This window comes from Haloferax mediterranei ATCC 33500, assembly GCF_000306765.2.
Classification (GTDB): domain Archaea; phylum Halobacteriota; class Halobacteria; order Halobacteriales; family Haloferacaceae; genus Haloferax; species Haloferax mediterranei.
Genome location: NC_017941.2, coordinates 126,594 through 151,896, shown reverse-complemented (window position 1 = coordinate 151,896; position 25,303 = coordinate 126,594). Strand labels below are relative to the sequence as shown.

General features: G+C 62.4%; 34 protein-coding genes and 1 tRNA gene. 13 read left to right on the top strand and 22 right to left on the bottom strand.

Going from position 1 to position 25,303, the window contains the following annotated elements:
• Nucleotides 1–17 precede the first annotated feature (17 nt).
• The 4 genes from HFX_RS00770 to HFX_RS00755 form a co-directional block, all read right to left on the bottom strand.
• The gene (locus tag HFX_RS00770; RefSeq protein WP_004058512.1) at nucleotides 18–416 is read right to left on the bottom strand and encodes a hypothetical protein; all 399 of its coding nucleotides are present in this window, start codon (nucleotides 414–416) and stop codon (nucleotides 18–20) included.
• Nucleotides 417–727: 311 nt separating this feature from the next.
• A complete protein-coding gene (locus tag HFX_RS20250) occupies nucleotides 728–1,135 on the bottom strand; it encodes a hypothetical protein (protein ID WP_231512853.1) in 408 nt (135 codons plus the stop codon).
• Between the two features lie 55 nt (nucleotides 1,136–1,190).
• Nucleotides 1,191–1,796 carry a protein sorting system archaetidylserine decarboxylase gene (locus HFX_RS00760; RefSeq protein ID WP_004058516.1) on the bottom strand — a complete coding sequence of 202 codons (606 nt, stop codon included), beginning with the start codon at nucleotides 1,794–1,796 and terminating at the stop codon, nucleotides 1,191–1,193.
• Nucleotides 1,797–2,822 carry an AAA family ATPase gene (locus tag HFX_RS00755; protein WP_004058518.1) on the bottom strand — a complete coding sequence of 342 codons (1,026 nt, stop codon included), beginning with the start codon at nucleotides 2,820–2,822 and terminating at the stop codon, nucleotides 1,797–1,799.
• 153 nt (nucleotides 2,823–2,975) lie between these two features.
• Between HFX_RS00755 and rnz the strand changes: the two genes are divergently transcribed.
• On the top strand, nucleotides 2,976–3,905 hold the full coding sequence (rnz, locus tag HFX_RS00750) for a ribonuclease Z (RefSeq protein WP_179955367.1): 930 nt from the start codon (nucleotides 2,976–2,978) through the stop codon (nucleotides 3,903–3,905).
• A gap of 42 nt (nucleotides 3,906–3,947) precedes the next feature.
• Entirely contained in the window at nucleotides 3,948–4,841 is an 894-nt protein-coding gene (locus tag HFX_RS00745) for a PhzF family phenazine biosynthesis protein (RefSeq protein ID WP_004058524.1), read from the top strand.
• Nucleotides 4,842–4,850: 9 nt separating this feature from the next.
• Here HFX_RS00745 and HFX_RS00740 read toward each other — a convergent pair whose 3' ends face one another.
• On the bottom strand, nucleotides 4,851–5,195 hold the full coding sequence (locus HFX_RS00740) for a hypothetical protein (protein ID WP_004058526.1): 345 nt from the start codon (nucleotides 5,193–5,195) through the stop codon (nucleotides 4,851–4,853).
• Entirely contained in the window at nucleotides 5,195–6,193 is a 999-nt protein-coding gene (locus HFX_RS00735) for a prohibitin family protein (RefSeq protein ID WP_004058528.1), read from the bottom strand. Before HFX_RS00735 ends, HFX_RS00740 begins: the two co-directional genes overlap by 1 nt.
• A gap of 108 nt (nucleotides 6,194–6,301) precedes the next feature.
• Here HFX_RS00735 and HFX_RS00730 point away from each other — a divergent pair, with 108 nt between their 5' ends.
• Nucleotides 6,302–8,365 carry a DUF460 domain-containing protein gene (locus HFX_RS00730; RefSeq protein WP_004058530.1) on the top strand — a complete coding sequence of 688 codons (2,064 nt, stop codon included), beginning with the start codon at nucleotides 6,302–6,304 and terminating at the stop codon, nucleotides 8,363–8,365.
• Between the two features lie 18 nt (nucleotides 8,366–8,383).
• Here HFX_RS00730 and HFX_RS00725 read toward each other — a convergent pair whose 3' ends face one another.
• The gene (locus HFX_RS00725) at nucleotides 8,384–8,695 is read right to left on the bottom strand and encodes a PLDc N-terminal domain-containing protein (RefSeq protein ID WP_004058533.1); all 312 of its coding nucleotides are present in this window, start codon (nucleotides 8,693–8,695) and stop codon (nucleotides 8,384–8,386) included.
• A gap of 90 nt (nucleotides 8,696–8,785) precedes the next feature.
• On the opposite strand from HFX_RS00725, the gene HFX_RS00720 reads away from it, so the two are divergent.
• Nucleotides 8,786–9,772 (top strand): tyrosine--tRNA ligase, encoded by a 987-nt coding sequence (locus HFX_RS00720; RefSeq protein ID WP_004058535.1) that lies wholly within the window; start codon nucleotides 8,786–8,788, stop codon nucleotides 9,770–9,772.
• Between the two features lie 55 nt (nucleotides 9,773–9,827).
• Here the strand turns inward: HFX_RS00720 and HFX_RS00715 are convergent, their stop codons facing one another.
• Nucleotides 9,828–10,007, bottom strand: a complete 180-nt coding sequence (locus tag HFX_RS00715) for a DUF7470 family protein (protein ID WP_004058538.1) — start codon at nucleotides 10,005–10,007, stop codon at nucleotides 9,828–9,830.
• 105 nt (nucleotides 10,008–10,112) lie between these two features.
• Here HFX_RS00715 and eif1A point away from each other — a divergent pair, with 105 nt between their 5' ends.
• The 5 genes from eif1A to thsA all read left to right on the top strand — a co-directional run bounded on the left by eif1A (nucleotide 10,113) and on the right by thsA (nucleotide 14,698).
• On the top strand, nucleotides 10,113–10,403 hold the full coding sequence (eif1A, locus tag HFX_RS00710; RefSeq protein ID WP_004058539.1) for a translation initiation factor eIF-1A: 291 nt from the start codon (nucleotides 10,113–10,115) through the stop codon (nucleotides 10,401–10,403).
• Between the two features lie 175 nt (nucleotides 10,404–10,578).
• Nucleotides 10,579–11,433, top strand: coding sequence for a serine/threonine-protein kinase Rio1 (gene rio1 / locus HFX_RS00705; RefSeq protein ID WP_004058541.1), 855 nt, complete (start codon nucleotides 10,579–10,581; stop codon nucleotides 11,431–11,433).
• Between the two features lie 83 nt (nucleotides 11,434–11,516).
• The gene (locus tag HFX_RS00700) at nucleotides 11,517–12,059 is read left to right on the top strand and encodes a KH domain-containing protein (RefSeq protein ID WP_004058543.1); all 543 of its coding nucleotides are present in this window, start codon (nucleotides 11,517–11,519) and stop codon (nucleotides 12,057–12,059) included.
• An 81-nt stretch (nucleotides 12,060–12,140) separates the two neighbouring features.
• Complete coding sequence (locus tag HFX_RS00695) at nucleotides 12,141–12,914, top strand: NAD(P)H-hydrate epimerase (protein ID WP_004058545.1); 774 nt, start codon at nucleotides 12,141–12,143, stop codon at nucleotides 12,912–12,914.
• 131 nt (nucleotides 12,915–13,045) lie between these two features.
• A complete protein-coding gene (thsA, locus tag HFX_RS00690) occupies nucleotides 13,046–14,698 on the top strand; it encodes a thermosome subunit alpha (protein ID WP_004058546.1) in 1,653 nt (550 codons plus the stop codon).
• A gap of 156 nt (nucleotides 14,699–14,854) precedes the next feature.
• Here the strand turns inward: thsA and HFX_RS00685 are convergent, their stop codons facing one another.
• Nucleotides 14,855–15,058, bottom strand: coding sequence for a hypothetical protein (locus HFX_RS00685; RefSeq protein ID WP_049917452.1), 204 nt, complete (start codon nucleotides 15,056–15,058; stop codon nucleotides 14,855–14,857).
• A gap of 110 nt (nucleotides 15,059–15,168) precedes the next feature.
• Nucleotides 15,169–15,450, bottom strand: a complete 282-nt coding sequence (locus HFX_RS00680; protein WP_004058550.1) for a hypothetical protein — start codon at nucleotides 15,448–15,450, stop codon at nucleotides 15,169–15,171.
• A 110-nt stretch (nucleotides 15,451–15,560) separates the two neighbouring features.
• Here HFX_RS00680 and HFX_RS19565 point away from each other — a divergent pair, with 110 nt between their 5' ends.
• Nucleotides 15,561–15,749, top strand: a complete 189-nt coding sequence (locus HFX_RS19565) for a hypothetical protein (protein ID WP_137685655.1) — start codon at nucleotides 15,561–15,563, stop codon at nucleotides 15,747–15,749.
• 1 nt (nucleotide 15,750) lies between these two features.
• Here the strand turns inward: HFX_RS19565 and HFX_RS00675 are convergent.
• Nucleotides 15,751–15,824 (bottom strand) — tRNA-Arg (locus HFX_RS00675).
• 43 nt (nucleotides 15,825–15,867) lie between these two features.
• The gene (locus tag HFX_RS00670; RefSeq protein ID WP_004058551.1) at nucleotides 15,868–16,245 is read right to left on the bottom strand and encodes a YccF domain-containing protein; all 378 of its coding nucleotides are present in this window, start codon (nucleotides 16,243–16,245) and stop codon (nucleotides 15,868–15,870) included.
• 139 nt (nucleotides 16,246–16,384) lie between these two features.
• Here HFX_RS00670 and HFX_RS00665 point away from each other — a divergent pair, with 139 nt between their 5' ends.
• Nucleotides 16,385–16,954 carry an AAA family ATPase gene (locus HFX_RS00665; RefSeq protein WP_014732047.1) on the top strand — a complete coding sequence of 190 codons (570 nt, stop codon included), beginning with the start codon at nucleotides 16,385–16,387 and terminating at the stop codon, nucleotides 16,952–16,954.
• On the top strand, nucleotides 16,951–17,367 hold the full coding sequence (locus HFX_RS00660; RefSeq protein ID WP_004058553.1) for an RNA-binding domain-containing protein: 417 nt from the start codon (nucleotides 16,951–16,953) through the stop codon (nucleotides 17,365–17,367). The genes HFX_RS00665 and HFX_RS00660 overlap by 4 nt, the downstream gene beginning before the upstream one ends.
• 39 nt (nucleotides 17,368–17,406) lie before the next feature.
• Here HFX_RS00660 and HFX_RS00655 read toward each other — a convergent pair whose 3' ends face one another.
• From HFX_RS00655 to HFX_RS00640, 4 genes are all read right to left on the bottom strand, one after another.
• Entirely contained in the window at nucleotides 17,407–18,399 is a 993-nt protein-coding gene (locus tag HFX_RS00655) for a hypothetical protein (RefSeq protein ID WP_004058554.1), read from the bottom strand.
• A 118-nt stretch (nucleotides 18,400–18,517) separates the two neighbouring features.
• On the bottom strand, nucleotides 18,518–19,078 hold the full coding sequence (locus tag HFX_RS00650; protein ID WP_004058556.1) for a magnesium transporter: 561 nt from the start codon (nucleotides 19,076–19,078) through the stop codon (nucleotides 18,518–18,520).
• A 1-nt stretch (nucleotide 19,079) separates the two neighbouring features.
• Nucleotides 19,080–19,661, bottom strand: a complete 582-nt coding sequence (locus tag HFX_RS00645) for a magnesium transporter (RefSeq protein WP_004058558.1) — start codon at nucleotides 19,659–19,661, stop codon at nucleotides 19,080–19,082.
• 100 nt (nucleotides 19,662–19,761) lie between these two features.
• Nucleotides 19,762–21,156: a signal recognition particle protein Srp54 gene (locus HFX_RS00640; RefSeq protein WP_004058560.1), complete on the bottom strand. Its 1,395-nt coding sequence runs from the start codon at nucleotides 21,154–21,156 to the stop codon at nucleotides 19,762–19,764.
• Between the two features lie 180 nt (nucleotides 21,157–21,336).
• On the opposite strand from HFX_RS00640, the gene HFX_RS00635 reads away from it, so the two are divergent.
• Nucleotides 21,337–21,954: a LysE family translocator gene (locus HFX_RS00635; RefSeq protein WP_004058562.1), complete on the top strand. Its 618-nt coding sequence runs from the start codon at nucleotides 21,337–21,339 to the stop codon at nucleotides 21,952–21,954.
• An 89-nt stretch (nucleotides 21,955–22,043) separates the two neighbouring features.
• Here HFX_RS00635 and ftsY read toward each other — a convergent pair whose 3' ends face one another.
• From ftsY to HFX_RS00605, 6 genes are all read right to left on the bottom strand, one after another.
• Nucleotides 22,044–23,438 carry a signal recognition particle-docking protein FtsY gene (gene ftsY, locus HFX_RS00630; protein WP_004058564.1) on the bottom strand — a complete coding sequence of 465 codons (1,395 nt, stop codon included), beginning with the start codon at nucleotides 23,436–23,438 and terminating at the stop codon, nucleotides 22,044–22,046.
• A gap of 21 nt (nucleotides 23,439–23,459) precedes the next feature.
• Nucleotides 23,460–23,930: a prefoldin subunit alpha gene (gene pfdA, locus HFX_RS00625; protein ID WP_004058565.1), complete on the bottom strand. Its 471-nt coding sequence runs from the start codon at nucleotides 23,928–23,930 to the stop codon at nucleotides 23,460–23,462.
• Complete coding sequence (gene rpl18a, locus HFX_RS00620; protein ID WP_004058566.1) at nucleotides 23,930–24,106, bottom strand: 50S ribosomal protein L18Ae; 177 nt, start codon at nucleotides 24,104–24,106, stop codon at nucleotides 23,930–23,932. The genes pfdA and rpl18a overlap by 1 nt, the downstream gene beginning before the upstream one ends.
• Before the next feature lie 81 nt (nucleotides 24,107–24,187).
• Nucleotides 24,188–24,853 carry a translation initiation factor IF-6 gene (locus HFX_RS00615; protein WP_004058567.1) on the bottom strand — a complete coding sequence of 222 codons (666 nt, stop codon included), beginning with the start codon at nucleotides 24,851–24,853 and terminating at the stop codon, nucleotides 24,188–24,190.
• 3 nt (nucleotides 24,854–24,856) lie between these two features.
• Nucleotides 24,857–25,135, bottom strand: coding sequence for a 50S ribosomal protein L31e (locus tag HFX_RS00610; RefSeq protein ID WP_004058568.1), 279 nt, complete (start codon nucleotides 25,133–25,135; stop codon nucleotides 24,857–24,859).
• Nucleotides 25,136–25,138: 3 nt separating this feature from the next.
• The gene (locus HFX_RS00605) at nucleotides 25,139–25,291 is read right to left on the bottom strand and encodes a 50S ribosomal protein L39e (RefSeq protein WP_004058569.1); all 153 of its coding nucleotides are present in this window, start codon (nucleotides 25,289–25,291) and stop codon (nucleotides 25,139–25,141) included.
• Between the last annotated feature and the right edge of the window lie 12 nt (nucleotides 25,292–25,303).

The following is a 25,303-nucleotide window of genomic DNA, read 5'->3' as shown; positions in this document are numbered from 1 at the left end:
GAGAGCAGACAAGTTCGCTACAGTTCTATCGTCTCGGCTGTGACCTCACCGCTCGAACCGACTCGCAACGTCGTGGATTCGTAGTCCTGAATCGTGTCGTGGTAGACTTCTTCGCCATCGACGTACAGCGTGATAGCGCATTCTTCGGCGTCAACCTGCCGCGTGAGGGCCTTCGTCTCGCCCGGTTGAATCTCGATGTCCTCGTCACGGCACCCGGGTTTCAGTACGACCTCACCAGAAAAGCCGGTGTTGACCGTCACTTCTACCATCTTCGACCCGTCGCAGAACTGCGGCCAGCCACAGTCGTCCGTGGTTGTATCGGACTCAGTTTCGGTGGTTTCCTCGGACCCGTCGCTCACACAACCGGGGGCAAAAACGAGCGAACCGAGAGAAACGAGCGCCTTTCGGCGGTTCATATCTTCTAAACGAATCTAGATATTAAGTGTCTTGTGTGGGCTTCTTCCGAAAATCGCGTCGCGTGTCGTGGGCAACATAGAGATAACAACAATAAATAGAATTCTGTGATTGAATCGCTCCATGGCAGACGCTGGTCTCCAGAAACGCCTCGATACCGCCCTCCTGCTCTTAGCGGCAACTTTCTCCTTCTACTCATAATCGGCTTTCAGGTCAATTTCGAGTCCACGTTCGGCGTGTTAGCGCTCGTCGTCTTGCTCGGCTACGGCTTTCTCAGGGGAAGGCCGTAGCGCAGGCTGGTCGTAAGTCGGTCTCAAGAACCGATACTCGGCGCACCGACCTGTTTCCCGCGCCGGTAGAGGTAGAACGACAACAGCGGCACGGATGCGGCGAGTATCGGTGGGTACACCCCGACCGCGAGATTGGGTAGACCAACGAGCCCCCACGCCCAGTTGGGTCGCCACGGTGCCTCGCTGTTTCGCAATCCACGGATGTCCAAAACGAGTGCGACTAACACGACGAGACCGAAGAAAATCGCACCCCACTGCGAGAGAACGGTCATAACGAAAGATAGGAAATAGTCTCCCGGGCTGTCGTGTGCAATCGCTCTCGAAAGGAACTGCCGAGACAGTAATTCAAGCAGTCCGAAGAGAGCCGAAACGGGGAACAGGGCGACGCCGTACCACCAATTTGGGGACGAAGAATGGGCTGTGGCGGACATGCGAGAACAAACAAAGCCACGGTAGAAGATTGTTGTCAAGTACGTGTCCAATTTCTCAGTCCCGCCGCGCCAACACCGTCTCGCCCGCCCGCACCGACTCGCCTTTTTCGACAATCACGTCCTCTGACCCGAACTCGGGCGGTAACAACACGTCCGCCCGGGAGCCGAAGTCGATGTGTCCGATTTTGTCGCCGCGGGCGAGTTCGTCGCCGGGTGCGACGTAGGGGTGAATCCGTCGAGCGAATGCGCCGGCGATGAGTGACACTTCGTAGTCGCCGTCGTCCGAATCGACGGTGATATCGACGCGCTCGTTCCTATCCGAATCCTTCGAAAACGCCGGCTTGTGCGCACCGGGACGGTGAGTCACGTCGCTGACCGTACCCGAGACGGGCGCGCGGTTGACGTGCACGTCGGTGACGTTCATGAACACGCCCACGCGGACGCGACCGTCTTCGACGCGAATCACCGAGACGTGGCCGTCGGCGGGCGAGATAACGCCGTCTTCGTCCGGAGGCGAGCGTTCCGGGTCGCGGAAGAACCAGAGGACGAATACGCCGACGCCGAGCAGCACTGCGCCTGCCGGCGGGAAGACGAAGGCTGCGAGCGCCGCGCCGAGGAACGCCGGGACGGCGAACCGTCGGTAGCCGGGAGCAAAGCGCATTCAGGCCTCGTTTCGGACTTCCGCGCCCCAACTCGTGAGGAGGTGGGTGATGTGCAGGCGGTCGTCGATACCCGTCACGAGGTCCAAGTCGATGCCACCCGCGAGTTCGTGCAGTCGGGCGAGTTCGCCGTCGGCGAATCGCTCGGGGGTCGCGTCGGCGACGCGGAGGATATCGCGGAGGAGTTCCTGTCCTTCGTAGCCCTCGTCGTCGAGCAGCGTCGTGACCGTCTTGCGGGCGTCTTTGATGTCGCCGTCGCGGGCCTGAATGAGGAGCGTCTTCAGGTCGTCGTCGAAGCCCACATCGCCGAGGGCGGCGTGGACCGTAGACATCGTCACCTCGTCGGCCTCAGTCGCCGTCCGCTGGGCCGAGAGGATTGCCTTCCGGACGTTGCCGTTCGAGGCGTCGGTGAGGAACTGCAGGCCGCTGTCGTCGTAATCGACGCCCTCGGCATCGAGAATGTCGGCGAGGAGCGATTCGAGCGTCTCGTCGTCCGGCGCGGGGATTGGGATGGGGAAGCACCGCGAGCGAATCGGCGGGATAAGCTTCGAAGGCTGACGCGTGGTGATGACGAACTGCGTGGTCCGGTGGTGCTGTTCCATCACGCGGCGAAGCGCCTGCTGGAAGTCCTCGCGGATGGCTTCGGCGTTGTCGAGGACGATTGTCTTGTACTCCCCGGACATCGGGGCGTAACTCGCCGATTCCTTGAGCACGCGGTTTATCATGTCGCGTTTCGCCATTCGGCTGCGACCGTCGAGGAACTGCTCGAAGCGCGGGTCGGCACGAATCTGCTTTTTCGTCCGGTTGAAGAAGTCCGCGACGTTGAGTTCGATGAGGTCGTTTTCGGGGTCGGCGTGCGCTTCCTGTGCGAGTGCGCGGACGGCGGCAGTCTTGCCGACGCCCGGCGGTCCCTGCACGACGAGGTTCATCGGTTCGTCCACGGCGCGTCGAAGACGTTCGCGGACCTCCGGCTGTGGGAGGTCGTCGAGTGTCGGCGCGTGCGTCTCGGTCCACAGCGGCGCGTCCATTGGACTGCCGTAGCAGACGGTCGGGTAAGAATCGGTCGGTCCGCGTCGTGGTCACCGCCCGCCGTTGGAAAGCGACCGCCGTGGGAAAGCGACCGCGGCCGCGACGGATTCGACGCACGTTTAGTCCCGCCGCGTCGATTGTGGGGCATGTCCATGCGCGCGACCTTCCTCGGGACCGGCGGGGCCGTTCCCACCACGGCGCGTGCGCCGAGCGCGTTCCTCGTGAACCGCGACGGCGAGCGCCTGTTGTTCGATTGCGGGGAGGGCACCCAACGCCAGATGATGCGGTTCGGGACCGGGTTCGGCATCAGCCACCTGTTCGTTACGCATCTCCACGGCGACCACATCCTCGGGATTCCCGGCCTGATTCAGACCCTCGATTTCAACGAGCGCGACGACGCGCTCGCCATCCACGGCCCGCCGGGCAGCAAACGACACCTCGAAAAGCTCGTCCACGCCGGCGGCTACCAGCCCGGATTCCACGTCTCGGTCCACGAAACGCAACCCGGAAACGTCGCCTACCGCGCCGACGACTACGAAGTCCGCGCCTTCGAAACCGAACACCGGACCTCCTCGGTCGGCTATTCTCTCGTCGAAGACGACCGCCCCGGCCGATTCAACCGCGAGAAAGCCGAAGAACTCGGCGTCCCGGTCGGTCCGGCGTTCGGTCGCCTCCACACCGGCGAGGACGTTGAACTCGAAGACGGGACCGTCATCAAATCCGAGCAGGTCGTCGGGGAACCCCGACCGGGTCGAAAAGTCGTCTACACCGGCGACACGCGCCCGCTCGACTCGACAATCGAGATTGCCCGCGACGCCGACTTACTCGTCCACGACGCGACGTTCACCGACGAAGAGTCTGAACGCGCCACCAAAACAGCACACTCGACCGCCCGCGAGGCCGCACGAGTCGCCCGCGACGCCGACGTTCGTCGGTTCGCGCTGACCCACATCTCGGCGCGCTACGCGGCGAACCCGAAACCGCTGCTCGAACAGGCCCGCGGGGTCTACAAGGGCGAGGTGTTCGTCGCCGAGGACGGCCAGAAAGTCGAGATTCCGTACCCGGACAGCGACGACGAGTAGACCGCAGATACGCTTTTTTCGCTGCCGCGTGCAGCAACTCGCGTGCCGACAAACGACTTCCACATCCTCGACGTGTTCGCGACCGAGAAGTACGCCGGAAACCAACTCGCCGTCTTCGAGGACGCCGACACGCTCTCCGACGACCAGATGGCCGCGCTCGCCAACGAGATGAACTACTCGGAGACGACGTTTATCGAGGGCGGCGACCCGGAACGCGGCTTCGACGTTCGCATTTTCACACCGGCCGGAGAGATTCCGTTCGCCGGTCACCCCACACTCGGAACTGCGGCCGTCCTCCGCGAACAGTTCGACGCCGGCGACGACGTCACACTGAATCTCGGTGTCGGGTCGATACCAGTCGAAGTACGACAGGATGCTGGCGAAGAGACCTACTGGATGGCGCAGAACGAACCCGAATTCGGCGACCAACCGGACCACGAAACGCTCGCCGAAGTCCTCTCACTCGACGTTGCCGACCTCGACGCTGACTGGCCGGTTCAAGTCGTCTCGACCGGGCTGCCCGCGGTGATGATTCCGCTCCGCGACCGAGACGCACTGGGTCGAAGTGAAGTGGACCTGCCCGCGTACCGGGCGTTTTTCGACGATGTGGGCGTCGAGAACCTCCTTCCTTTCTGTCCGGACCCGCGAGACGACGCGAACGACCTCGCAGCGCGAATGTACGCGCCGGGCCACGGCGTCGCCGAAGACCCCGCGACGGGGAGTGCAAACGGGTGTCTCGCGGGCTATCTCGCTCGGCACGAATACTTTGGCGACTCGGTTGTCGAAGCGACGGTCGAACAGGGCTACGAGATGGGTCGGCCGTCGCACCTCCACCTCGAAGCCAACGACGAGAGCAACGAAGGTGACGGCGGCGAGGAAGTCACCGTTCACGTCGGCGGCCGCGTCGAGTTCGTCGCAAAAGGTAACTTAGTCTGAGGGCGCACTTCAGTCGCGGTGGTCGTCGCAGACCGGATTTTTCCCGTCATCGAGGAGGACGACGGGGACACCGAGGACGACCCACTCGCGGACGTAGTGCCGGAGCGTCGTCGCGGGCGACCCGCACTCGACGCAGACGGCGTCCGACGTATTCGGCGTCGATTCGAGTATTCGCGTCCGAGGGCCGAACGTCGTCCGCGAATACGCCGGTTGCTTGAGTAGGAGTACGCCGAGCGCGACGGCGACACCCAGACTGACGACCGGGAGGACGAATCGTCCCGCACCGGTTCGTGCGAGCGCGCCGACGAGGACGAACAACGCGACCACGACGGCGAGTTCGCGGCGGAAACGCATCAGGCTGCAGTCGTGTTTTCAGCGTCGTTTGACGAGGATGAAGACGAAGACGCCGAATCTAAGTCAGACGCTGAAGACGATGAGGATGACGACGAAGACGATGATTCCGACCCGTCACTCTCCAGCGAGCGGACGAACTGCGGGTAACCGCCTTCACCGACTGGGATGTACACCGTGTCCGTCTCGTCTAACTTCTTGATGTACTTCTGGGTGAGAACCTCGTCGGAAAGCGACTCGGCGAGGATGCGGTTGGCGTCCGCCTGACCCTGTGCCTCGATACGCTTTCGCTCCGCTTCGAGTTCCTCGACGGCGAGTTCGTCTTTCTTCTGTTGGCGGCGCTGTTCGGTGATTTCCTTCTGTTCGACCGCTTGGGCGTACTCCGAGGGGAGTTCGACGTTACGAACCTGGACGGCTTCGAGGATGAGACCGGCCTCGGCGAACTCCTGTGAGAGTTCCTTCTCGGCGGCCGCCTTCAATTTGGTTTGGCCCTCGCCAGTGTAGATGACAGTGACCGGAAGTCGACCAGCCTCAGTCCGGAGAACGGACCGAATCGACGGACGAATGAGACGCTCTTCGGCGCTTCCGAGCGTCCGGTAGTTTCGGTAGAACTTGACGGCCTTCCCGGAGTCGACGCGGTAGCGAACGGTCACGTCGATATCGGTTCGGAGACCGTCTTTCGTGAGGACAGTAATAGCGTCGTCACCCTGTTGAGCACCTTCAGTGCTCTTTCCGGACATGGTGTACGACTGCGGGCGCACCGAGAGCGAGACGGTGGACTGTGAGACCGGATTAATCAGATGTGCACCGGGTTGGAAGACGGTGTCTGTCGTCGCACCCCACTTCTTTACAACCTTCACGTTACCCTCTTCGACGGGTTCCCAAGCGAGGAGGCCGGCAATAGGGGCAGCGATGAGGAGGAGGGCGATAACACCGATAAGCGCCGTCCGCGTCAGCGACCGCGGAGTCACCGACGGCGGGGAGGGAGTATTGGAACTCATCGTATCGACATCATATACACATGACTTGTTTGTTTCGTGTCAGCCCGAGGCTGAGACCATATAAATCCCGGCGTGGACTATATATTCGGCGGGTCCCTAGTCGCCGCCGTGAACGACCGGACGAGTGCGCTCGACTCGGTCGTCTTCGGCGTCGACATCCAGAGCGGCGACATCCGCGGCGATTCACCGTCGTACGCGCTGGTCGTGTTGGACACCAGAGACACCGAGTCAGACGAGGTCCGAATCGAACGAGACGTCGTCTCCTTCCGAAAGTTACGCCGACTCATCGAGCGTGACGAACCGGCAATCGTCGCGACGGACAACATGTACGAACTCGCGGCGGACAAAGACGACCTGGTCCGCTTCCTACGGTGGCTTCCCCACGAAACGCGACTGGTACAGGTTACCGGTTCCGAGCGGCCCGAACCACTCTCGCGAGTTGCATCGCGGCACGGTGTCCCCTACGGCAAAGAGCCGATGAAAGAGGCGGAAGCCGCCGCCCGACTCGCTCTCGCAAACGTTGGCTACGAAGTCGCCGCCTTCGAGAACACGACCACCGTAAAGGTCTCTCGCGGTCGCTCGACCGGGAAAGGCGGCTGGAGCCAAGACCGCTACACGCGCCGTATTCACGGGTCGGTGAAGAAGCAAGCCCGCAAGGTCGAAGCCGCGCTCGACGAGGCGAATCTCGACTTCGAACGGGACGTGACCGAGAAGTACGGCGGCTACTCGCAGGCGCTTTTCACCGTCGAAGCCCGCCCGCAGGACATCCCCGTTTCCACCCACCGCTCCGGCGACACCCGCGTCGAAATCGAACGCGAGCGCCGCGACGGCATCGAGTTCGAACCCCTCGTGAAGCGCCGCGACCGCGTCATCGTCGGCATCGACCCCGGCACGACCACCGCCGTCGCGGTCGTCGGCTTCGACGGGCGCGTCCTCGATGTCCACTCGACTCGAACCGCCGACACCGCCGCCGTCATCGAATGGATCATCGAACGCGGCCGTCCGAGCCTCGTCGCCGCCGACGTGCAGCCGATGCCCGAAACCGTCGAGAAGTTCCGCCGGAGTTTCGACGCCGCCGGGTGGGCACCGCCGTCGGACATCCCGGTCGACGAAAAGCTCCACCGAACCCGCGACATCGACTACGAAAACGACCACGAGCGCGACGCCCTCGCGGCCGCGCTGTTCGCCTTCGACGACCACGAAGACCAGTTCGAGCGCATCTCCCGGAAGGTTCCGGCCGACGTAGACCGCGAAGAAGTCATCGCCCGCGTTCTCGTACGCGAGGAGTCTGTCGAGGCTGTCCTCCGTGAGATGAACGATGACGGGGACGACACCAGCGACGAACCAGACGAGACGGCACACGAAGAGCCTGAACTCACGCCCGAAGAGCGCGAGATTCGCGACCTGAAGTCGCGAGTGAATCGGCTCGAATCTCACGTCGAAGACCTCAGCGAGACCATCGAGGAGAAAGACGAAATCATCGACGAGTACAAAGACGAACTCTCCGAGGCACGGCGCGAGGAACGCCGCGAGGCCCGCGAACGCCGGGAGATCAACCGACTCGAACGCGAGAACGGCCGGCTGGAACGCAAAGTCGAATCGCTCGAATCGGAAAACGAGGAGCTAACGGAGAAACTGGACCGCCTGAAGTCGCTGTGGAAACTCGACCACTCGAACTTCGCGGACGTGAACACGAACGGGATTCTCACGAGCGACAGCGAGTGGGAAGTCGCCGAAAGAAAGAGCGAAGCGAACGAATCCGGTGGAAACCTCGTCCCGGTCAAGATTGTCGAGCAGTTCACCAACGGCGCATTAGACGAAACCGTCGAGCAGTACGGCATCGCCGCGGGCGACGTGGTCTACCTCCGCGACGCCAGCGGGGCGGGGCGAACGACCGCAGAGCGACTCGCGGACTTCGACCCTCGGGTCGTCCTCCGTGCCGGGAACCTCTCGGAAGTCGCCGACGAGGTGCTTTTCGAAGCCGAAATTCCGGTCGCCCCCGCGGACGGCGTAGCGATTCAGGAGATAGACGAACTCGCCGTCGCCAGAGAGTCGGACGTCGCCGCCGCGATTGCGGACTGGGAAGACCGGGCCGAAGAGCGCCAGAAGGAACAACAAAAAGAGATGGTCGACCAGATTATCTCCGAGCACCGCGCCGAGAATCGGCGGTAGTCAAACCGCGATATACGCTTATCCTGCAACGTCGTCGCCGCCGGTGAGACCACCGATGACGAAGTACAGCACTGGACCGAGAAGTGGCACGAAGAATGCGACGGCCGCCCAGAACGTCGCGTTCCGCCCTTTGAATGTCGCATCCTTGTGGACCCGGTACGGCAGGTAAATGTGGAACGCGAGGAAGTAGACGACGAAGCCGAGAATATACGGGAGGAAGTCGCCACCCCTAACCGAGGCCCACATGGCTGCCAGCAGGCCGAAAACGGCGAAGATGAGCGCGGCGAAGATGAGTATCGGCGCACGTGTTCGAGTTCCGGAGTCGGACATCACCCGCAGTTGGGACCGGGGCGTGTTGTCCGTTTCGACACCAAGGGGCGTTCCAGAAGTAATATGCCACGTCCCCGTCACCCGATACGTATGGACGCATACGACCTGATCACTCGGAACGCCTCCGAAGTGGTCACGGAGGACGAAGTGCGCGCGCTGGCCGACAACCCCGAGGGCAAGCGAGCGTACGTGGGCTACGAGCCCTCCGGTGTCCTCCACATCGGTCATATGCTCGGCGCCAACAAGCTCATCGACCTCCAAGAGGCGGGCTTCGAGGTAGTCGTGCTGTTGGCCGACGTACACGCCTACCTCAACGACAAGGGTACATTCGAAGAGATTCGCGAGACGGCCGAGCAGATGAAAGAGCAGTTCATCGCCTACGGCCTCGACGAGAGCCAAACCGAGTTCGTCCTCGGGTCGGAGTTCCAACTCGACGAGAGCTACGTGCTCGACCTGCACGCGCTCGAACTGGAGACGACCCTCGCGCGCGCCGAACGCGCCATGGCCGAAATCAAAAGCGGGGACAGCGTCACGGTCTCGCAGGCGGTCTACCCCCTCATGCAGGCGCTCGACATCGTCTACCTCGACATCGACCTCGCCATTGGCGGGATGGAACAGCGCAAGGTCCACATGCTCGCCCGCGATACGCTGCCGAGCATCAACGAGGACTCGCCGACCTGTCTGCACACGCCCCTTATCGCCGAACTGGGAACTGGCGTCGGTAAGATGTCGTCGTCGAAGGGAATCACCATCTCGATGCAGGACTCGACGGAGGATATCGAGGAGAAGATCAACGACGCCTACTGCCCGCCGACGGCGGACCCAGAGCCGACGGACGACGGTGAAGCGCGCGAGAATCCCGTCCTCCAAATCTTCGAGTACCACGTCTTCCCGCGCTTCGAGCGCGTCGTGGTCGAGCGCCCCGACGAGTACGGCGGGAACCTCGACTACGACGACTACGAGTCGCTGGAGGCGGACCTCGAATCCGGCGAACTCCACCCGGCCGACGCGAAGGGCGCGCTCGCGGACTACCTCGACGAACTCATCGCGCCGGGTCGCGAGAAGATTTCCGAGTAGCACAGTCCGCGACGGCTATCGAAACACACGTTCGTTTTTTCTGCCTAAGTGCGGCTCAGGCCATGCCGAACATCTTCATCACGCCCTCGGCGAGACCGCTAGCGACGAGACCCAGTCCGGCGACGACAAACGCGAGACCGGCCGCGACGATTGGCTGTTGATACGCGACGATGCCGATACCGACGAGCAGACAGATGATTCCAACGATTCCCTTCGTTCCAAGTTTATCGAGCATACCACCACGGCATGTCGGGAATGCCCTAAACGCGTCGCTTGATGCGACAGTTTGCGGCGAACAAACGTCGGCGGGTTTAAACATGACGCCATCAAACGCTCGCGCATGAGCGACGACGAGAACGAGCGCCGCCGAGATCTCCGAATGCCGAACGACGACGAAGTGTTCGCCGTCGTGACCAACATGCTCGGTGCCAATCGTATCCGCGTCCGCTGTGCCGACGGCGTCGAGCGGACCGCTCGCATTCCCGGCCGAATGCAGAAACGGATCTGGATTCGAGAAGACGACGTAGTCCTCGTCGAGCCGTGGGACTGGCAAGACGAGAAAGCCGACGTAACGTGGCGCTACGAGAAGTCCGAAGCGGACCAACTCCGCCGCGAAGGCCATATCCAGTAACGCAGACGAATCCGAGTCACACCGGATGGCCGAACCGTGACGACACGTACTGATGGCACCGGAGCATGCAACTCACAGCGTTCCGAACCCAAGTGAACATCATTACAAACGCTGACGAACGTCACGAGGACAGCACCTGTGCCCTTTTCATCTCGCCTCCCGTAGCTGTAGTCCAATGAGTGACGAGTTCGGCATGGTCGAGCCCCAAGAGGGCGAGGCGTTCGGTGACGAGTGGGAGGAGATAGACGTCTCCGACGACGAAGCAGACCGCATCGCACGTCGAAAGGACCGCGACTTCGACGAGTTCAGGATGCGGCTGAAAGACGCCGACCAGTTCAAGGTCGAACAGTCGGTGTTCGACGATGCCACCTTTGCTGCCATCTACAAACTAGTCCAAGACGGCCACATCGCCGCGTTCGGCGGCCCGATTTCGACCGGGAAAGAGGCGAACGTCTACGAGGCGCTCGGCGACGACGAAACCGACGTCGCGGTCAAGATTTACCGCATCAACGCCTCGGACTTCCGCCACATGCGCGACTACCTCGAAGGAGACCCGCGGTTCGAAAACATCGGCCACGACAAAGGGCAGGTCGTCCGCGCGTGGGTCAGAAAGGAGTTCGCCAACCTCGAACGTGCCCAACGCGCCGGTGTCCGAGTTCCGAAACCAATCGCTGTCCAGCGGAACGTCCTCGTCATGGAACTCGTCGGGTTGGTCGAAGACCGGGCGCGTCGCCTCTCCGAAGTAACCGTCGAGAACCCGCAGACAGCCTACGAGGTCGTCCGTGAGTACATGCGTCGCCTCCACCGGGCCGGACTCGTCCACGGCGACCTCTCGGAGTACAATCTCATCATCCACGAGGGCGAACTCGTCGTCATCGACCTCGGACAGGCCGTCACGATTCACCATCCGAACGCCGAGGAGTTCCTCCAGCGTGACTGCCGCAACGTGGCCAACTTCTTCCGACGGCAGGGCGCTGACGCCGACATCGACTCGCTGTACGAGTTCGTCACCGCCGACGAGGACGAGTGACAGACAGCGGCATCGTATGCGACCGAGACACGTAGCGACCGGGCGAGCGAACGCTTAAACCGTTCGACCGGGTACCCAGTGATATGCAGCACGTCAAGGTGCCGCAGGACCGTATCGGTGTTCTCATCGGCGAAGGTGGTTCGACGCTCCGAGAAATCGAGAGTCGTGCAGAAGTCCGACTCGACGTTGATTCCGAAAACGGCAGTGTCGCCATCGACAGCGTGGGCGACCCCGTTCTCGGGATGGTCGCACCCGATGTCGTTCGGGCCGTCGGCCGCGGATTCGCCCCTGAGGACGCAATGGCGCTCCTCGACGACGACATGATGATGTTCGAACTCATCGAAATCGACCGACACACGAGAAACAAAAACGACATGCGGCGACAGAAGGGCCGACTCATCGGCGAGAACGGTCGCACCCGCGAACTCATGGAAGAGTTGACCGGCGCGGACGTGGTCATCTACGGGTCGACGCTCGGCATCATCGGCCAACCCGAAGAGGTCGAAGTCGTCCGTCGCGCCGTCGATATGATTCTCGACGGTGCGCCACACGGCGCAGTGTACTCGTTCCTCGAACGCAAGCACAACGACCTGACTCGCGGCTTCAACGTTCGGCAGAACAACTGAGACGCCACCGCCGACGAGGTCCATCGCCGACGCGGCACTCGTCCCCGTATCGTCTTTTTCCCACGCTCCGTACAGAGAGTCGTGACTCCGACGTTCAAAACAGAACGCGGGCGAGTCGTCTCCGCCGTCACCGCCGACCAGATGCGCGAGGTAGACCGCGTCGCGGTCGACACCGTCAGTCTCGGACTCCTCCAGATGATGGAACACGCCGGGCGGAACCTCGCAGAAGTCGCCCGCGAAACGGTCGAGAGCACCGAAGGTACCGAAACCGCCGAGAACGGTCGGATTGTCGTCCTCGCCGGAAACGGCGGGAACGGCGGCGGGGGTATCTGTGCCGCCCGCCATCTGGCAAACGGTGGTATCGACGTGACGGTCGTACTCGACAGAGCAGACAACGAGCTGACCGGCGCAGCAGCGCGGCAGCGACGTATTCTTGCAGCGACGGACGCGGCGGTCGTTTCTGGAGGACACAGAGAGATAGCACACCATCTCGAAAATACCGAGGTTGTCGTGGACGCGGTCGTCGGCTACGGACTCACCGGCCCACTCCGTGGGACGGCGGCGACGCTCGTCGAATCCATCCCGGAGGATAGTCGCGTTGTTTCGCTCGACGTTCCGTCCGGAATCGACGCAACGACCGGTGACTCGCCGGGTATGGTGGTTGCCCCCGACACGATACTCACGCTGGCGCTCCCGAAGACCGGATTAGTCGGGACGGAGGCGACTGCTGGCGACTTGCTCCTCGCCGACATCGGGATTCCTCGCGGCGTGTACGACCGACTCGATATCGACTACACTGACCCCCTCGACGGTGCACGTCGCGTTCGGCTGCAACCCGTTGATAAACCCGACTAACCGACCGCCAACGTCGGGGTGTCACCCCTACACTGTGTTGCGTTTTAACATGCCACTAAGCACAACATTTTTATAGAATCACAAACAATCAGGCGATGTCTATGAGCCAGCGAATGCAGCAGGGTCAGCCCATGATCATTCTGGGTGAAGACTCTCAGCGTACGTCCGGACAGGACGCACAGTCGATGAACATTACAGCCGGCAAGGCTGTCGCCGAGGCCGTACGCACCACGCTCGGCCCCAAGGGGATGGACAAGATGCTCGTCGATTCGTCGGGCCAGGTCGTCGTCACGAACGACGGCGTCACCATCCTCAAAGAGATGGACATCGACCACCCCGCGGCCAACATGATCGTCGAAGTCTCCGAGACGCAGGAGACCGAAGTCGGCGACGGCACGACGACGGCCGTCATCATCGCCGGCGAACTCCTCGACCAGGCCGAGGACCTCCTCGAATCCGACGTCCACGCGACGACCATCGCGCAGGGTTACCGTCAGGCCGCCGAGAAGGCCAAGGAAGTCCTCGAAGACAACGCTATCGAGGTCACCGAGGACGACCACGAAACCCTCCAGAAGATTGCCGCAACGGCGATGACCGGTAAGGGCGCGGAGTCCGCGAAGGACCTGCTCGCCGAACTCGTCGTCGACGCCGTGCTGGCCGTCAAGGACGACGACAGCATCGATACGGACAACGTCTCCATCGAGAAGGTCGTCGGCGGCACCATCAACAACTCCGAACTCGTCGAAGGCGTCATCGTCGACAAAGAGCGCGTCGACGAAAACATGCCCTTCGCCGTCGAGGACGCCGACATCGCCATCCTCGACGATGCACTCGAAGTCCGCGAGACCGAAATCGACGCCGAAGTCAACGTCACGGACCCCGACCAGCTTCAGCAGTTCCTCGACCAGGAAGAAAAACAGCTGAAAGAGATGGTCGACCAGCTCGTCGATGTCGGCGCCGACGTCGTCTTCGTCGGTGACGGTATCGACGACATGGCGCAGCACTACCTCGCGAAGGAAGGCATCCTCGCCGTCCGCCGCGCCAAGTCCTCCGACCTCAAGCGTCTCGCCCGCGCCACGGGCGGCCGCGTCGTCAGCAACCTCGAAGACATCGAAGCCGACGACCTCGGCTTCGCCGGCTCCGTCGGCCAGAAGGACATCGGCGGCGACGAGCGCATCTTCGTCGAAGATGTCGAAGACGCGAAGTCCGTCACGCTCATCCTCCGCGGCGGCACGGAACACGTCGTCGACGAACTCGAGCGCGCAATCGAGGACTCCCTCGGCGTCGTCCGCACGACGCTCGAAGACGGCAAGGTGCTCCCCGGTGGCGGTGCCCCCGAGACGGAACTTTCGCTCACCCTGCGCGAGTTCGCTGACTCCGTCGGCGGCCGCGAACAGCTCGCCGTCGAGGCATTCGCCGAAGCGCTGGACATCATCCCGCGCACCCTCGCCGAGAACGCTGGTCTCGACCCCATCGACTCCCTCGTCGACCTCCGCTCGCGTCACGACGGCGGCGAATTCGCCGCTGGTCTCGACGCCTACACGGGCGAAGTCATCGACATGGAAGAAGAGGGCGTCGTGGAGCCCCTCCGCGTCAAGACGCAGGCCATCGAGTCCGCGACCGAAGCCGCTGTCATGATTCTCCGCATCGACGACGTCATCGCTGCTGGCGACCTCTCCGGTGGCCAGACTGGTGGCGACGACGACGAAGGCGGCGCACCCGCTGGCGGTATGGGCGGCATGGGTGGCATGGGCGGTATGGGCGGCATGGGCGGTGCGATGTGAGCGTCCCCGGATAGGACACATACACCCACCACCTGACTCGCGCATCGACTCGAATCGTCGGCCCGATTCAGAACCGTATTTTTCTTGGACTCGACCGGAGAGCGACTGCGACGAAGATACTGAACCGAGGTCACTCAGCGCTGCACAGGCCGGTATCTACTCGGACGGTTGCTTGTCGATGTGGTGAACCGCGCTCGGTGAGATGAGTCTCCCGCTGGATACTTCGACCCATCCATTGGCGAGAATTCGAACGGGGCCTTCGTGCAGTATCGTCTCTTTGTCCGCGTCGCCGTAGACGACGGCGTTATCCATTGTTTGTTCGAAGAAATCGTGCATCGGGGAATTAGGGCTGAAGACCATAGTGTCAGTAACTACCCGTCAATTGAAGAGTGTTTGTCACGTCTAAACGGTGAGGTTGAGACAACGGTAGTTGCCGTGAGTGAGTCGAGATGAGCCCCACGACAGGAGGATTACGTCTGTTTTGAAACGTCCCGTGGAGCGCGTCCGAAGAGATACTCAGAGATAAGCAACGGCACGAGGAGTAGTGCGAGTACCAGCATGAGCAATTCAACGTCCACGGGAACGGCCTGCGTGAAGCCGAAATAAGAAGCCAATAAGAGAAGCCCCACGATGAGGTTCAACCCGTGAAGGACGGTGTTCAACCGCCCCCGGTTGGCGAAATTGGACACCAGATTGTACACGAGGACCCCGAGAACCACCATCGCCGCAAGTACGCCAACGACATCCATCATATCTGAAATTGTTCTCCCGAAGCAATAATATATTGATTATCTAACTACTCTGAGAAAGAGTTCCAGTAACCCGCGAGAAGGCTACAGCCGCGATAGAGGTTCAGTTCGCGTTGCTCACGCGACGAGATTCGAACCTCGGTCGCAACAAGTTGCTCCCTGATTCGAATCCCGCGCGGACGGTTCGACACGTCTTGCTGTCGCTCGGTGGACCAACACAAACGCAAAAGGGCGCGACGGGAGTCCCACGAGGCACCGCCGAGTGGGACTCAGGAGCGCCCGCGAAGGAGCAACGCGACTGAGCGGGCGCGACGGGATTCGAACCCGCGGCCATCGGATTAGAAGTCCGACGCTCTGTCCAACTGAGCTACGCGCCCTCGACTCCCACAAATCGGCCCTGCAAGAAAAACGAATCGGGTTCTATCCATCAAACCGATACAACGACGTGACCGCGGGCAACCGATGCAGCATCCAGATGCCGACCGGGAGTCCGATAATCGTGAGCGTGAAGAGGACCGCCACGTTCGCCCACAGCCAACCGAGCCACCAGCCGACGAAGACGAAGTAGACGGCGCGGACGAGCACGGACCGCTGGCCCCGTGCTGGTTCGCCTTCCAGACGCGCTGTCGGCTCTTTCAGCGTCAACACCGTCGGAACGAGGTTGACGAGCGCGACACCGAGAGGGATACCGATGATGGTCGCGTTCAGGAGCCACGCGACGTTGACGACGGCGGGGGTTGCCCACCAGCCAACGAATACGAACCAAAGCGCTCGGACGACGAGAGTCCGCTGTGTCATAGTGAACGTACGCGACGAGAAACGAAAAAGAGCGGGACAAGACGGAATGCGTGTCGACCGCCGATTCAACACGCCCATTTCGGCCGCTCGGAGCGACGTGAAGGGAGGGTTTAACAGCGCCAACGCGGTATCACCGGCTATGAGAGTCATCGGGACGGTCGGTTTGCCCGGAAGCGGCAAGGGCGAACTCGCCGACGTCGCCCGCGAAGCAGGCATCCCCGTCGTGACGATGGGCGACATCATCCGCGAGGAGTGTCGCCGCCGCGGTCTCGACCCCGCGACGGACCACGGGAAGATAGCGAAGGCCCTCCGCGAAGAGGAAGGCGACGACGCCATCGCGGCGCGCTCGCTGCCGGTCATCGAAGAGCATCTCGAATCGAACGACGTGGTGCTCGTCGATGGGCTTCGGTCGGACGTGGAACTCGACCGCTTCCGCGAGGCCTTCGGCGACGAGTTCGTCCTCGTGAGCGTCGAAGCACCGTTCGAGACGCGCGCCGAGCGCCTGCTCGACCGCGGGCGCGACGCGAGCGACACCGACGTCGAGGCACTGAAACAGCGCGAAGCGCGCGAACTCGACTTCGGGATGGGTGAAGCGATGGACCGCGCCGACGTGGTTATCGAGAACACCGGCACGCTGGAGTCGTACCGCGAGACAATCACCCGCCTGTTCGAAGACGGACCGGGGGCGGTCACGGAGGCCGACGCATGATTTACAGCGTCGACGTTCGCATCGAGGCTCCCGTCCGCGACACCGAGGTAACAGACCGCGTCGGCGACGCCGTCGAGAACCTTTTCCCGGGCGTCGAACTCACGCACGAACCGGGAAAGCTCGTCGGCGAAACCCACGAATTAGAGCGCTTTTCCGAGCGCCTACACGAGCAGACCATCCTCGATACGGCCCGCCGGGAGTTCGCAAAACGCCGTGACGACGAGGGATTCTCGTTCGCACTAAAGAAACAGGCCGCGTTCAAGGGTGTGGTCAACTTCTCGGTCGGCAAGCCCGACGAACTCGGCGATATCGAAGTGCACGTAACCGTCCGCGACCCCTCCGTCGAGGAACTCATCGACTACATCGCGCCACCGACCGAAGACGGGCGGCCAATCGACCCCGAAGACCGCTGAGTCGCCGTTTTCAGACGTTTTTACGCTAGGTCACGTAGGTCACGCCACGAGCACGGCGACCGCGGCGGCGATGAAGACGACCTTCAGCGCCGTGTTGACGGCGATAACCTTCGAGCCGAACTCGGGGCCCCAGATGCCGTACTGGAAGGGAATCGACCGCTTGAACGTCGAGACGGCAAAGGAGATGATACCGCCGATGAGCATCGTCGCCACGGCTTGCTTCGGCGTGAACGTCTCGCCGATAGCCGGCGCGATAGTCGCCGCGCCGGTGGTCGTGTCGAACGCGAAGGCGACGACGACCGGCACGGCCGCCCCGGGCAACCCGACGAGGGCGGTCAGCGGTTCGGCGAGTGTCGTGAACGATTCGAGGTCGGTCGTCCGGAGGACGAGCGTGACGAGCACGTAGACGACGGCGAGTCGCGGGACGATGCGACGGAGCTTCTTCCACGTACTCCGGACCGCATCCTCGACTGTTGCTCGTACCGACTCGTCGCTGTCGGTGTCGAGAACAGAGTCAGCTGTGGCGATTTCGCCCGAACCGTCGGTCTCGGCGACGGCCACGGGGGCAGTACTCCGGTCGGAGAGGAAAACTGCGCCAGCGAGAACGCCCGTGATGGTGATTGCGAGGGCAATAGCCGCCCGCGCGCCGACGTACATGAACCCGACTTCGCGGCCGAGGATGGGGATGAGAACCGGCCAGTAGAACGTGAAGATGTGCTGGACGAAGCCGAAGAACGTGTTGATGGTGACAGCTATGAGAGTCGCTCGGTCGTCGAGGACGCCGGATTCGCGGAACTCGGCGAGCATTCCGTATCCCGCCGTCGTGGATGCGGCGGTCGTGACGATGGCCGTCCCAACCTCGTCGGGGAGGTTTGCAGGACTCGTCAGATACCGAGAGAGACCGGCGATTCGCTCGACGAGACCGAAGGCGACGACGAGATTCGCCGCGAAGACGCCGACGGCGATGTACGCGGCGATGCGCACGACTCGCGGGAGGACCTCGAAGAGTACCGGAAGGATGGCCGACTGCACGGAGAGTTCTCAGGTCCGAATAAACTAATCGCCGTCGGTCAGAGCCACCCGTCGCCGTCGGTCAGAGCCACCCGTCGCCGTCGGTCAGAGCCACCCGTCGCCGCCGGGCGGGCGAGGACTAAATGAATAGCTGCGCCACGACGAACAAAACGACGACACCCAACACGTCGCAGACGTTGGTGACGACAGGGATAACGACGTCGTCGGGGTCGAGACCGAACTGATAGGCGAAGTAGGTCGCGGTGAACGTCACTAGAATAGCCAAGATGGCGAGCGAAATCCCGCTCAACAGGGCGACCCAGATGACCGTAGCGAAGGTCAACGCGGGGTCGCCGGAGACGACGAGTGTCGCGAGCCACGCGCCGGCACCGATAACGGGAAACATGGTTACCGCGAGCGCGAGCGTCGCGATGGCGTTTCCGGCGAGTTCGTCGTCACTAGGCGAAAACGTGAGCGTCCCGAGGTGAAACGACGTGGAGAGTCGCGCTGCGAGAACGCTTCCGAGGTTGCCCGCTGTTCCGATGGTGACCGGGACGAGCACGAGAAGCGACGGATACTGGAGCAACTGCGCCTCGAAGCTTCCGAGGACGAGACCACTTCCGAGTTCGACGAGCGTGAGCACGAGCAAGACGGGAAGCATCGCTCGCGTGATGGCGCGGACGGTCCACTCGGTGGGCACGTCAGAGCACCCCCGCGATGGCGAGGACGGTTCTAACCGCGATGAGTAAAAAGAGGATACCGAACACGTCGCCGGTCGTCGTCACGACGGGACCGACGATAGTGTCCGGATTTCGGCCCCGCCGATAGCCCGCGAAGACGACGGTGACGACGACGACGGTGAGAACGATACCCGAGAGCAATCCGGCGACGATTGCGATGCCGACGAGAATCGAGAGTGGAGCGACAGTACTGCCGAGGAACGAAAGGAGGAAAAACGCAACTACGGCGGCGAAGGTGCTCGTCAGCACTCCGTTTGCGAGGGCGGCCGTGGTGGCGGCGCGGAGCCGCTTGTCACCGCTGGTTACGTGCGGTTCGACGAGACCCTGATGGAGTCCGGTTGCGATGCGAGCACCGAGCGAACCGTAGACGTTGCCGCGGGTTGCGAGCAGTGCGGGAACGAGAACGAGCAATCCCGGAACTGCTCGAAGTTCGGCGCGCATGCCGCCGAGAACGACGCCCGCGATGAGGCCCCCGACGAGACTCGCCGCGAGTGCAGGCAAGGCTTCCTTATAGGCCTCGACTGCAACGTCTCGCACCGTCATTGTCGGGTGCGACGGCCTCGAACGTTAAAAGTCGGCGGTATCTCACACGTATGGCCGGTGTGGCACGGGTCGGTAACGGTGTTATGGAAGAACTGAAAACTCAGAACGGACCCATACCGCCGAGACCACCCATGCCACCGCCGCCGCCACCTTGCTTCTGGAGCTTCTTCATCATCCGCTGCATGTCGCCATCGCCCATGCTCTGGAACTGCTTGATGGTCTGTTCCATCATGCGGTGCTGTTCGAGGAGTTCCTGAATCGTCTCTTCGTCCTGTCCCGACCCCTGCGAGATGCGTTTGACGCGGGAGGCACCGACCTTCCGGGGGTTCTCCAGTTCCTCTTCGGTCATGGAGTCCATGATGACCTCGAACGACCGCATCCGGTCTTTGGTCACGTCCATCGCGTCGTCCGGAAGTTGGTCCTTGATTCCGCCGCCGAAGCCCGGAATCATGTCGAGAACCTGGTCAAGCGGCCCCATCTTGTTCATCGCCTCCATCTGCTTTTGCATGTCCTTGAGGGTGAAACTCCCCTGCATCATCTCCTCGGGGTCCCAGTCCTCGTCTTCGGCCTGGGTCTCGGACATGGCGCGTTCGACGCGCTCGGAGAGCTGTTTCAGGTCACCCATGCCGAGCAGGCGGGAAATAAAGCCGTTCGGCTCGAAGCGCTCGATGTCCTGAACGGTCTCACCCATGCCGAGGAAGCCGATGGACGAATCCGTCTCGTTGACGGCGGTTAGCGCACCGCCACCCTTCGCCGTCCCGTCGAGTTTGGTGATGACGACGCCGCCGATGCCGATGGACTCGTCGAACTGCTGGGCCTGTTCTTTGGCACCCTGTCCGATTGCCGCGTCGAGGACGAGCATGTTCAGGTCGGGCTGGACGACCGATTCGATTTCCTCGATTTCGGCGATGAGGTCGTCTTCGAGGGCGTGGCGACCGGCCGTGTCCACGATGTGAACCTCGGCGTCTTCGGTCGCTTCGAGGCCGTCGCGGGCGATTTGGACCGGGTCGTCGCAGTCGGGGTCGCCGTAGAAGTCGACCTCGGCGCGCTCACACATCTGCTTGGCCTGGTCGTACGCACCGGGGCGGAAGGTGTCGGTCTGGATGACCGCCGGGCGAAGGCCTTTCTTCGAGAACCACCACGCCATCTTGGCGGAAGTGGTCGTCTTCCCCGACCCTTGCAGACCGGCGAGCATGATTGTCTGCGATTCGAGCGGAATATCCGTAGATTCGCCGATGAGACCGACGAGTTCCTCGTAGACGATTTTCAGAACGTGGTCGCGAGCGCTCGTACCACCCGGCGGCTCTTCTTCGAGCGCACGGGTCTTGATGGAGTCAGAGAGGTCCATGACGAGGCTCACGTCAACGTCCGCAGAGAGCAAGGAGCGCTGTATCTCCTTGACAATCTCCTGGACGTCGTCCTCGTCGAGGCGGGACTTACCCCGCAGCTTATCGAGACTGCCGCGGAGAGAACTCCCGAGATTATCGAGTACCATTGTCCCCTCCTACGCCGTCGCGTCGGTAAAGGCTTTATCCGTCGCGTTTGCGAGACAACACCACACACTCATACAACACCACACATCCATAGATGATAGTCGACCGAGGACGCAAGCATCAGAACTCAAATGCTTCCTGAACCCTGCGTTCTTTCTCTCCGAGCAGTGTACGCCCGATAGATGACGAGCCTCGCGTTCGGACTCACCCTCGGGACCTACCTCGCGTTTTGCGGCGCAGCGGTCGCACTCATCCTCGCTCCCGGTCCCGACACGATGTACGTCCTCGCCCGCGGCCTCGACGGGCGCGAGTCGGGTGTCCGGTCGGCGTTCGGCATCGCAACCGGCGTCCTCTTCCACACGAGTCTCGCCGCGCTCGGCGTTGCCGCGCTCTTCCGTGCGGTGCCCGAGGCGGCGACCGCCCTCCAGTACGTCGGTGCAGCCTATCTCGTCTACCTCGGCGTCGTCGCCCTTCGAAACGACGAATTCGACCCGTCCGTCGAAAACCAGCGTGGGGCGAGTTTTCGCCGGGGCGTCCTCGTGAACGCGCTCAACCCGAAGGTTGCGCTGTTCTTCCTCGCCTTCCTTCCCGGGTTCGCAAGCCGGAGTTCGGGTGCAGGGGTCCAGATGGCGTTTTTGGGCGCGACGTACGCCGTACTCACAGCACTCTATCTCTCGGTCGTCGCGCTCGGAGCCGACAGACTCGGAACCGCCCTCGCAGAAACCCGCGTCACGAGCGCCCTGAACTACGTGGGAGCGGGGACGATGCTGTTGCTCGGCATCGTTCTTGCACTGGAATAGAAGGGATGACGGACTGAACGACGGACCGAAGTTGTGGAACCGGTGAAACCGGTACAGCCGGTGCAGTCGGTGAAACCGGTTGTTTCAGTTTACTCCTCTTCGCCGAGGAGTCTGTCGACCATCGCTTCGGGGTCGAACCGCTCGATGTGGTCGTAGCCCTGTCCCACGCCGAGGAACAGGATGGGCTTGCCCGTGACGTACGCGATGGAGATGGCCGCGCCGCCGTTGGAGTCGGCGTCGGCCTTCGTGAGAATCGCGCCGTCGATGGCGGCCGCGTCGTTGAACTGCCGGGCGCGTTCGACCGCATCCTGTCCGGCGACGGCCTCGTCCACGAAGATGGTGAGGTCCGGACCGACGACGCGGTCGATTTTCTCCAACTGCGCCATGAGGTCGTTCGACGTGTGGAGTCGACCGGCCGTGTCGCCGAGGACGATGTCGATGTCGTGGGCCTCGGCGTACTCGACGGCGTCGTAGATGACGGCCGCCGGGTCACCGCCCTGCTCGTGGGAAATGAGTTTCTTGTCGAGCGCGTCCGCGTGCTCGCGAATCTGCTCGTTCGCGCCGGCACGGTAGGTGTCACCGTTGGCGAGCACCGTCGAGTAGCCCTGTTTTTCGAAGTAGCGGGCCAGTTTGGCGATGGTCGTCGTCTTCCCAACACCGTTGATGCCGGTGAAGATGAGGGTGACAGGCTTGTCCGCCTCGGCGATGCGCTGGTCGAAGTCGAACTGTCCGACGCTGATGACTTCGTAGAGTGCGTCGTGAAGCGCCTCGGAGACGAGTTGGCCGGTACTGTTGACCTGCTTTCGCGTCTCGCCGAGGAGTTTCTCGCGGATGGTGTCGAGAATCTCCTCTGCGACCTGCATCTCCACGTCGCTCTGGAGGAGCGCCATTTCGAGTTCCCACAGGGGGTCTTCGAGGTCTTCTTCCTCGATAACGACTTTCCCCGTGGCGAAGGCGGCAGCACGCTTCAGTCGGCTTGCGTTGGACGACGAGTCGTCTTCGGCTTCTTTCGATAGCGCTGCTTTCGCCGCGTCGGAAGCGAGCGACTCGGGAACGTCGTCCTCGGAATCGTCGTCAGCCTCGGGAACATCGTCGGCCGCGGCCTCGTCTGTTCCGGAGTCCGGCATCGTCTCCGACCGAGCGGTCGCTTGGGAACCCGACGTATCGCCGGGCGGTTCGGCTACCGGCCCGTTTCCGGCGTCGGTGTCAACCGCGGCGGCGTCGGCGTCGGCCGCGTCTGCATCGGCGTCGACTGTCTCCGAACCGGCGTCGGCCGTCTCGGTGTCAGTCTCGACAGCGTCCGAACCGGTCTCGGTCGCCGTCGTCTCAGTGGCTTCGGCATCTGCTACGTCCGCCGCCGGTTCGTCGAGTTCCGCTTCCGCGTCGGCCTCAGCGTCCTCAGCGGCCGCTTCGGCTTTCTCTTCGGCGGTATCTTCGACGTCTTTCCGGAAGCTGTTGAGTTTCTTCTTCAGTCCGTCGAACATCTGAATAATGGGTTGTTGGGATTACTCGTCGTCGCCGTCGTCGCCCTCGCCCTGCATCTGCTGCATCTGCTGCATCTGCTGTTGCTGCATCTGCTGTTGGGCCTGCATCGCCTGCTGCTCGATTTCGTCGCTCTCTTCTTCGAGGTCTTCAATCTGACCGCGGATGCTGGCGATTTCCTCGTCGAGCATGTCCTGCTTGCGGCGCAGGGCTTCGATGGCGGTCGTCTGGTCCTGTTCGGCGGCGTAGTTGGCGCCGAGGGAGACGATGATTTCGTCGATGTCCTGTACTTCGGCGCGGAGGTACGCGTCGCCGCCGAGCGGGACCTGCACGGTCGAGCCGGTTTCGAGCGTCTCGATGGCTTCGACAGCCTCGTCGATTTCGGACTTCTCCTGGTTCAGGTCCGAAACCTCACCTTCGAGCGATTCGATTTCCTCGTCGATGGCCTGCAGCTCTTGGGAAAGCTGTTGGAGTTGCTGCTGACCACCGCCCATCATGCTGCGGACACCTCAGAAAGGGTAACCTTCGTACGCTTAATTCCGTGCTCGCTTCCGATAAGCGAATACGCTCGCTCTTCTGCGACGTTTTCGTTGGGGGCTTCCACAGTCTTCGTGAACTCGTGGACCACGCCACGGCTCGTGAAGCTGCCCGTGATAGTGAACTGGCTCATGCACATCGGTCGGGCGGCAAGCGGGAAGAGTCTTCCTACTCGGAGCGAAAGTGAACCGCAAAACGGGCGGACGTGAGGCCCTCAGTCGATGTAGTCGAGGGCGTCTTCGATGCGACCCAGCTCTGGGCCGGTCGTGTCTTCGCCGACGATATATCCCTCGTCGTTGGAGACGAGGCCGGAGCCGACGAGCGGTCCGCCGTAGTTGATAGTGCCGATGTCAGCGCGAACGTCGAGGAGCGATTCGAGCGCCTCGAGTTCGGGTTCCCGAGATTTCGGGTGGCAGAGGACGCCGCGATTGTTGGCGACGGCCGCCATCCCGACGGTCCGAACGTCGGCGAGGTCGCCGCGTTCGACGGGCACGTCCAGCGCGTCTTCGACGGCTGCGACGGCCTCGTCGGAGAGGTCCGTGTGGACGTACGCGCCGTAGTCGTTCGCGAGAACGACGTTTCCGGCGGCGTTGATACGACCGGGAAGCTCGTAGACAGGAAGGTCTACAGCGTCTTCGAGGGCCTCCTTTTCGCGGGTCGTCGCACGACTCGAGACGAGAAGACCGTTCTCGTTACCTGTCGCTAACGCACCGACAGTGCCGGACCCGCCGATGGTCGTCTGGACCACCGGCACGTCGAGTTCTTCGGCCATCTGCTCGGCGAGCGAGTCGTCGGCGTCCGGGCGGACGAGAAGCACATCGTCGGTTGCCCGAGCGAAGACGCCGATGTAGGACGAACCGGCGAAGGAGGCGCGGAGCACCGTTTACTCGGCCGGTTCGGCTTCGACGATCGACTCGCCGTCCTCGTCGAAACGGGCAGCGCGGACGCGGAACTTGCTCGGCGGGCTCTGCCGACCGTGCTCCCAGATGTCCTCGTTGATCTGCGGGTCGAGGCGCACGTTTTCGGCGTCGACCTTGAAGTGCTTCGCGAGGTGTTCGCGGATGATTTTCATCGAGCGACCTGCGCGCTCGTGGGACGGGACTGCCTTCACGTCGCGGAGCGGGACGGTGACGACGCGCTCCTCGAAGTCGTTTGCGCTCATTGCTTACTCGTCCGTGTTGCTCCGCCGCCAGTTGCGACGCTTGGGGTTTCGCGAAACTTCCATATCAGTTTTGAGCATGACCCACGCGGGGACACGACTGTTCTGGCGCTCGAGCTTCGCCAGACGCTTCTTCTTAGCCTTCGACTTCTTACCCATAGTGGGCTACAC

Coding starts and splice junctions, on each gene's coding strand:
- HFX_RS00670 (WP_004058551.1), bottom strand. CDS start 16,245: ATGACACAGCGGACTCTCGTCGTCCGAGCGCTTTGGTTCGTATTCGTT.
- HFX_RS00640 (WP_004058560.1), bottom strand. CDS start 21,156: ATGGTACTCGATAATCTCGGGAGTTCTCTCCGCGGCAGTCTCGATAAG.
- HFX_RS00715 (WP_004058538.1), bottom strand. CDS start 10,007: ATGCTCGATAAACTTGGAACGAAGGGAATCGTTGGAATCATCTGTCTG.
- HFX_RS20250 (WP_231512853.1), bottom strand. CDS start 1,135: ATGTCCGCCACAGCCCATTCTTCGTCCCCAAATTGGTGGTACGGCGTC.
- HFX_RS00635 (WP_004058562.1), top strand. CDS start 21,337: ATGACGAGCCTCGCGTTCGGACTCACCCTCGGGACCTACCTCGCGTTT.
- HFX_RS00755 (WP_004058518.1), bottom strand. CDS start 2,822: ATGGACGCGCCGCTGTGGACCGAGACGCACGCGCCGACACTCGACGAC.
- HFX_RS00725 (WP_004058533.1), bottom strand. CDS start 8,695: ATGTCCGACTCCGGAACTCGAACACGTGCGCCGATACTCATCTTCGCC.
- HFX_RS00665 (WP_014732047.1), top strand. CDS start 16,385: ATGAGAGTCATCGGGACGGTCGGTTTGCCCGGAAGCGGCAAGGGCGAA.
- ftsY (WP_004058564.1), bottom strand. CDS start 23,438: ATGTTCGACGGACTGAAGAAGAAACTCAACAGCTTCCGGAAAGACGTC.
- HFX_RS00660 (WP_004058553.1), top strand. CDS start 16,951: ATGATTTACAGCGTCGACGTTCGCATCGAGGCTCCCGTCCGCGACACC.
- rnz (WP_179955367.1), top strand. CDS start 2,976: ATGCGCGCGACCTTCCTCGGGACCGGCGGGGCCGTTCCCACCACGGCG.
- HFX_RS00770 (WP_004058512.1), bottom strand. CDS start 416: ATGAACCGCCGAAAGGCGCTCGTTTCTCTCGGTTCGCTCGTTTTTGCC.
- HFX_RS00685 (WP_049917452.1), bottom strand. CDS start 15,058: ATGGTCTTCAGCCCTAATTCCCCGATGCACGATTTCTTCGAACAAACA.
- HFX_RS00720 (WP_004058535.1), top strand. CDS start 8,786: ATGGACGCATACGACCTGATCACTCGGAACGCCTCCGAAGTGGTCACG.
- HFX_RS00760 (WP_004058516.1), bottom strand. CDS start 1,796: ATGCGCTTTGCTCCCGGCTACCGACGGTTCGCCGTCCCGGCGTTCCTC.
- HFX_RS00680 (WP_004058550.1), bottom strand. CDS start 15,450: ATGATGGATGTCGTTGGCGTACTTGCGGCGATGGTGGTTCTCGGGGTC.
- rio1 (WP_004058541.1), top strand. CDS start 10,579: ATGAGTGACGAGTTCGGCATGGTCGAGCCCCAAGAGGGCGAGGCGTTC.
- HFX_RS00610 (WP_004058568.1), bottom strand. CDS start 25,135: ATGAGCGCAAACGACTTCGAGGAGCGCGTCGTCACCGTCCCGCTCCGC.
- HFX_RS00605 (WP_004058569.1), bottom strand. CDS start 25,291: ATGGGTAAGAAGTCGAAGGCTAAGAAGAAGCGTCTGGCGAAGCTCGAG.
- HFX_RS00740 (WP_004058526.1), bottom strand. CDS start 5,195: ATGCGTTTCCGCCGCGAACTCGCCGTCGTGGTCGCGTTGTTCGTCCTC.
- HFX_RS00700 (WP_004058543.1), top strand. CDS start 11,517: ATGCAGCACGTCAAGGTGCCGCAGGACCGTATCGGTGTTCTCATCGGC.
- eif1A (WP_004058539.1), top strand. CDS start 10,113: ATGAGCGACGACGAGAACGAGCGCCGCCGAGATCTCCGAATGCCGAAC.
- thsA (WP_004058546.1), top strand. CDS start 13,046: ATGATCATTCTGGGTGAAGACTCTCAGCGTACGTCCGGACAGGACGCA.
- pfdA (WP_004058565.1), bottom strand. CDS start 23,930: ATGGGCGGTGGTCAGCAGCAACTCCAACAGCTTTCCCAAGAGCTGCAG.
- HFX_RS00645 (WP_004058558.1), bottom strand. CDS start 19,661: ATGACGGTGCGAGACGTTGCAGTCGAGGCCTATAAGGAAGCCTTGCCT.
- rpl18a (WP_004058566.1), bottom strand. CDS start 24,106: ATGAGCCAGTTCACTATCACGGGCAGCTTCACGAGCCGTGGCGTGGTC.
- HFX_RS00735 (WP_004058528.1), bottom strand. CDS start 6,193: ATGAGTTCCAATACTCCCTCCCCGCCGTCGGTGACTCCGCGGTCGCTG.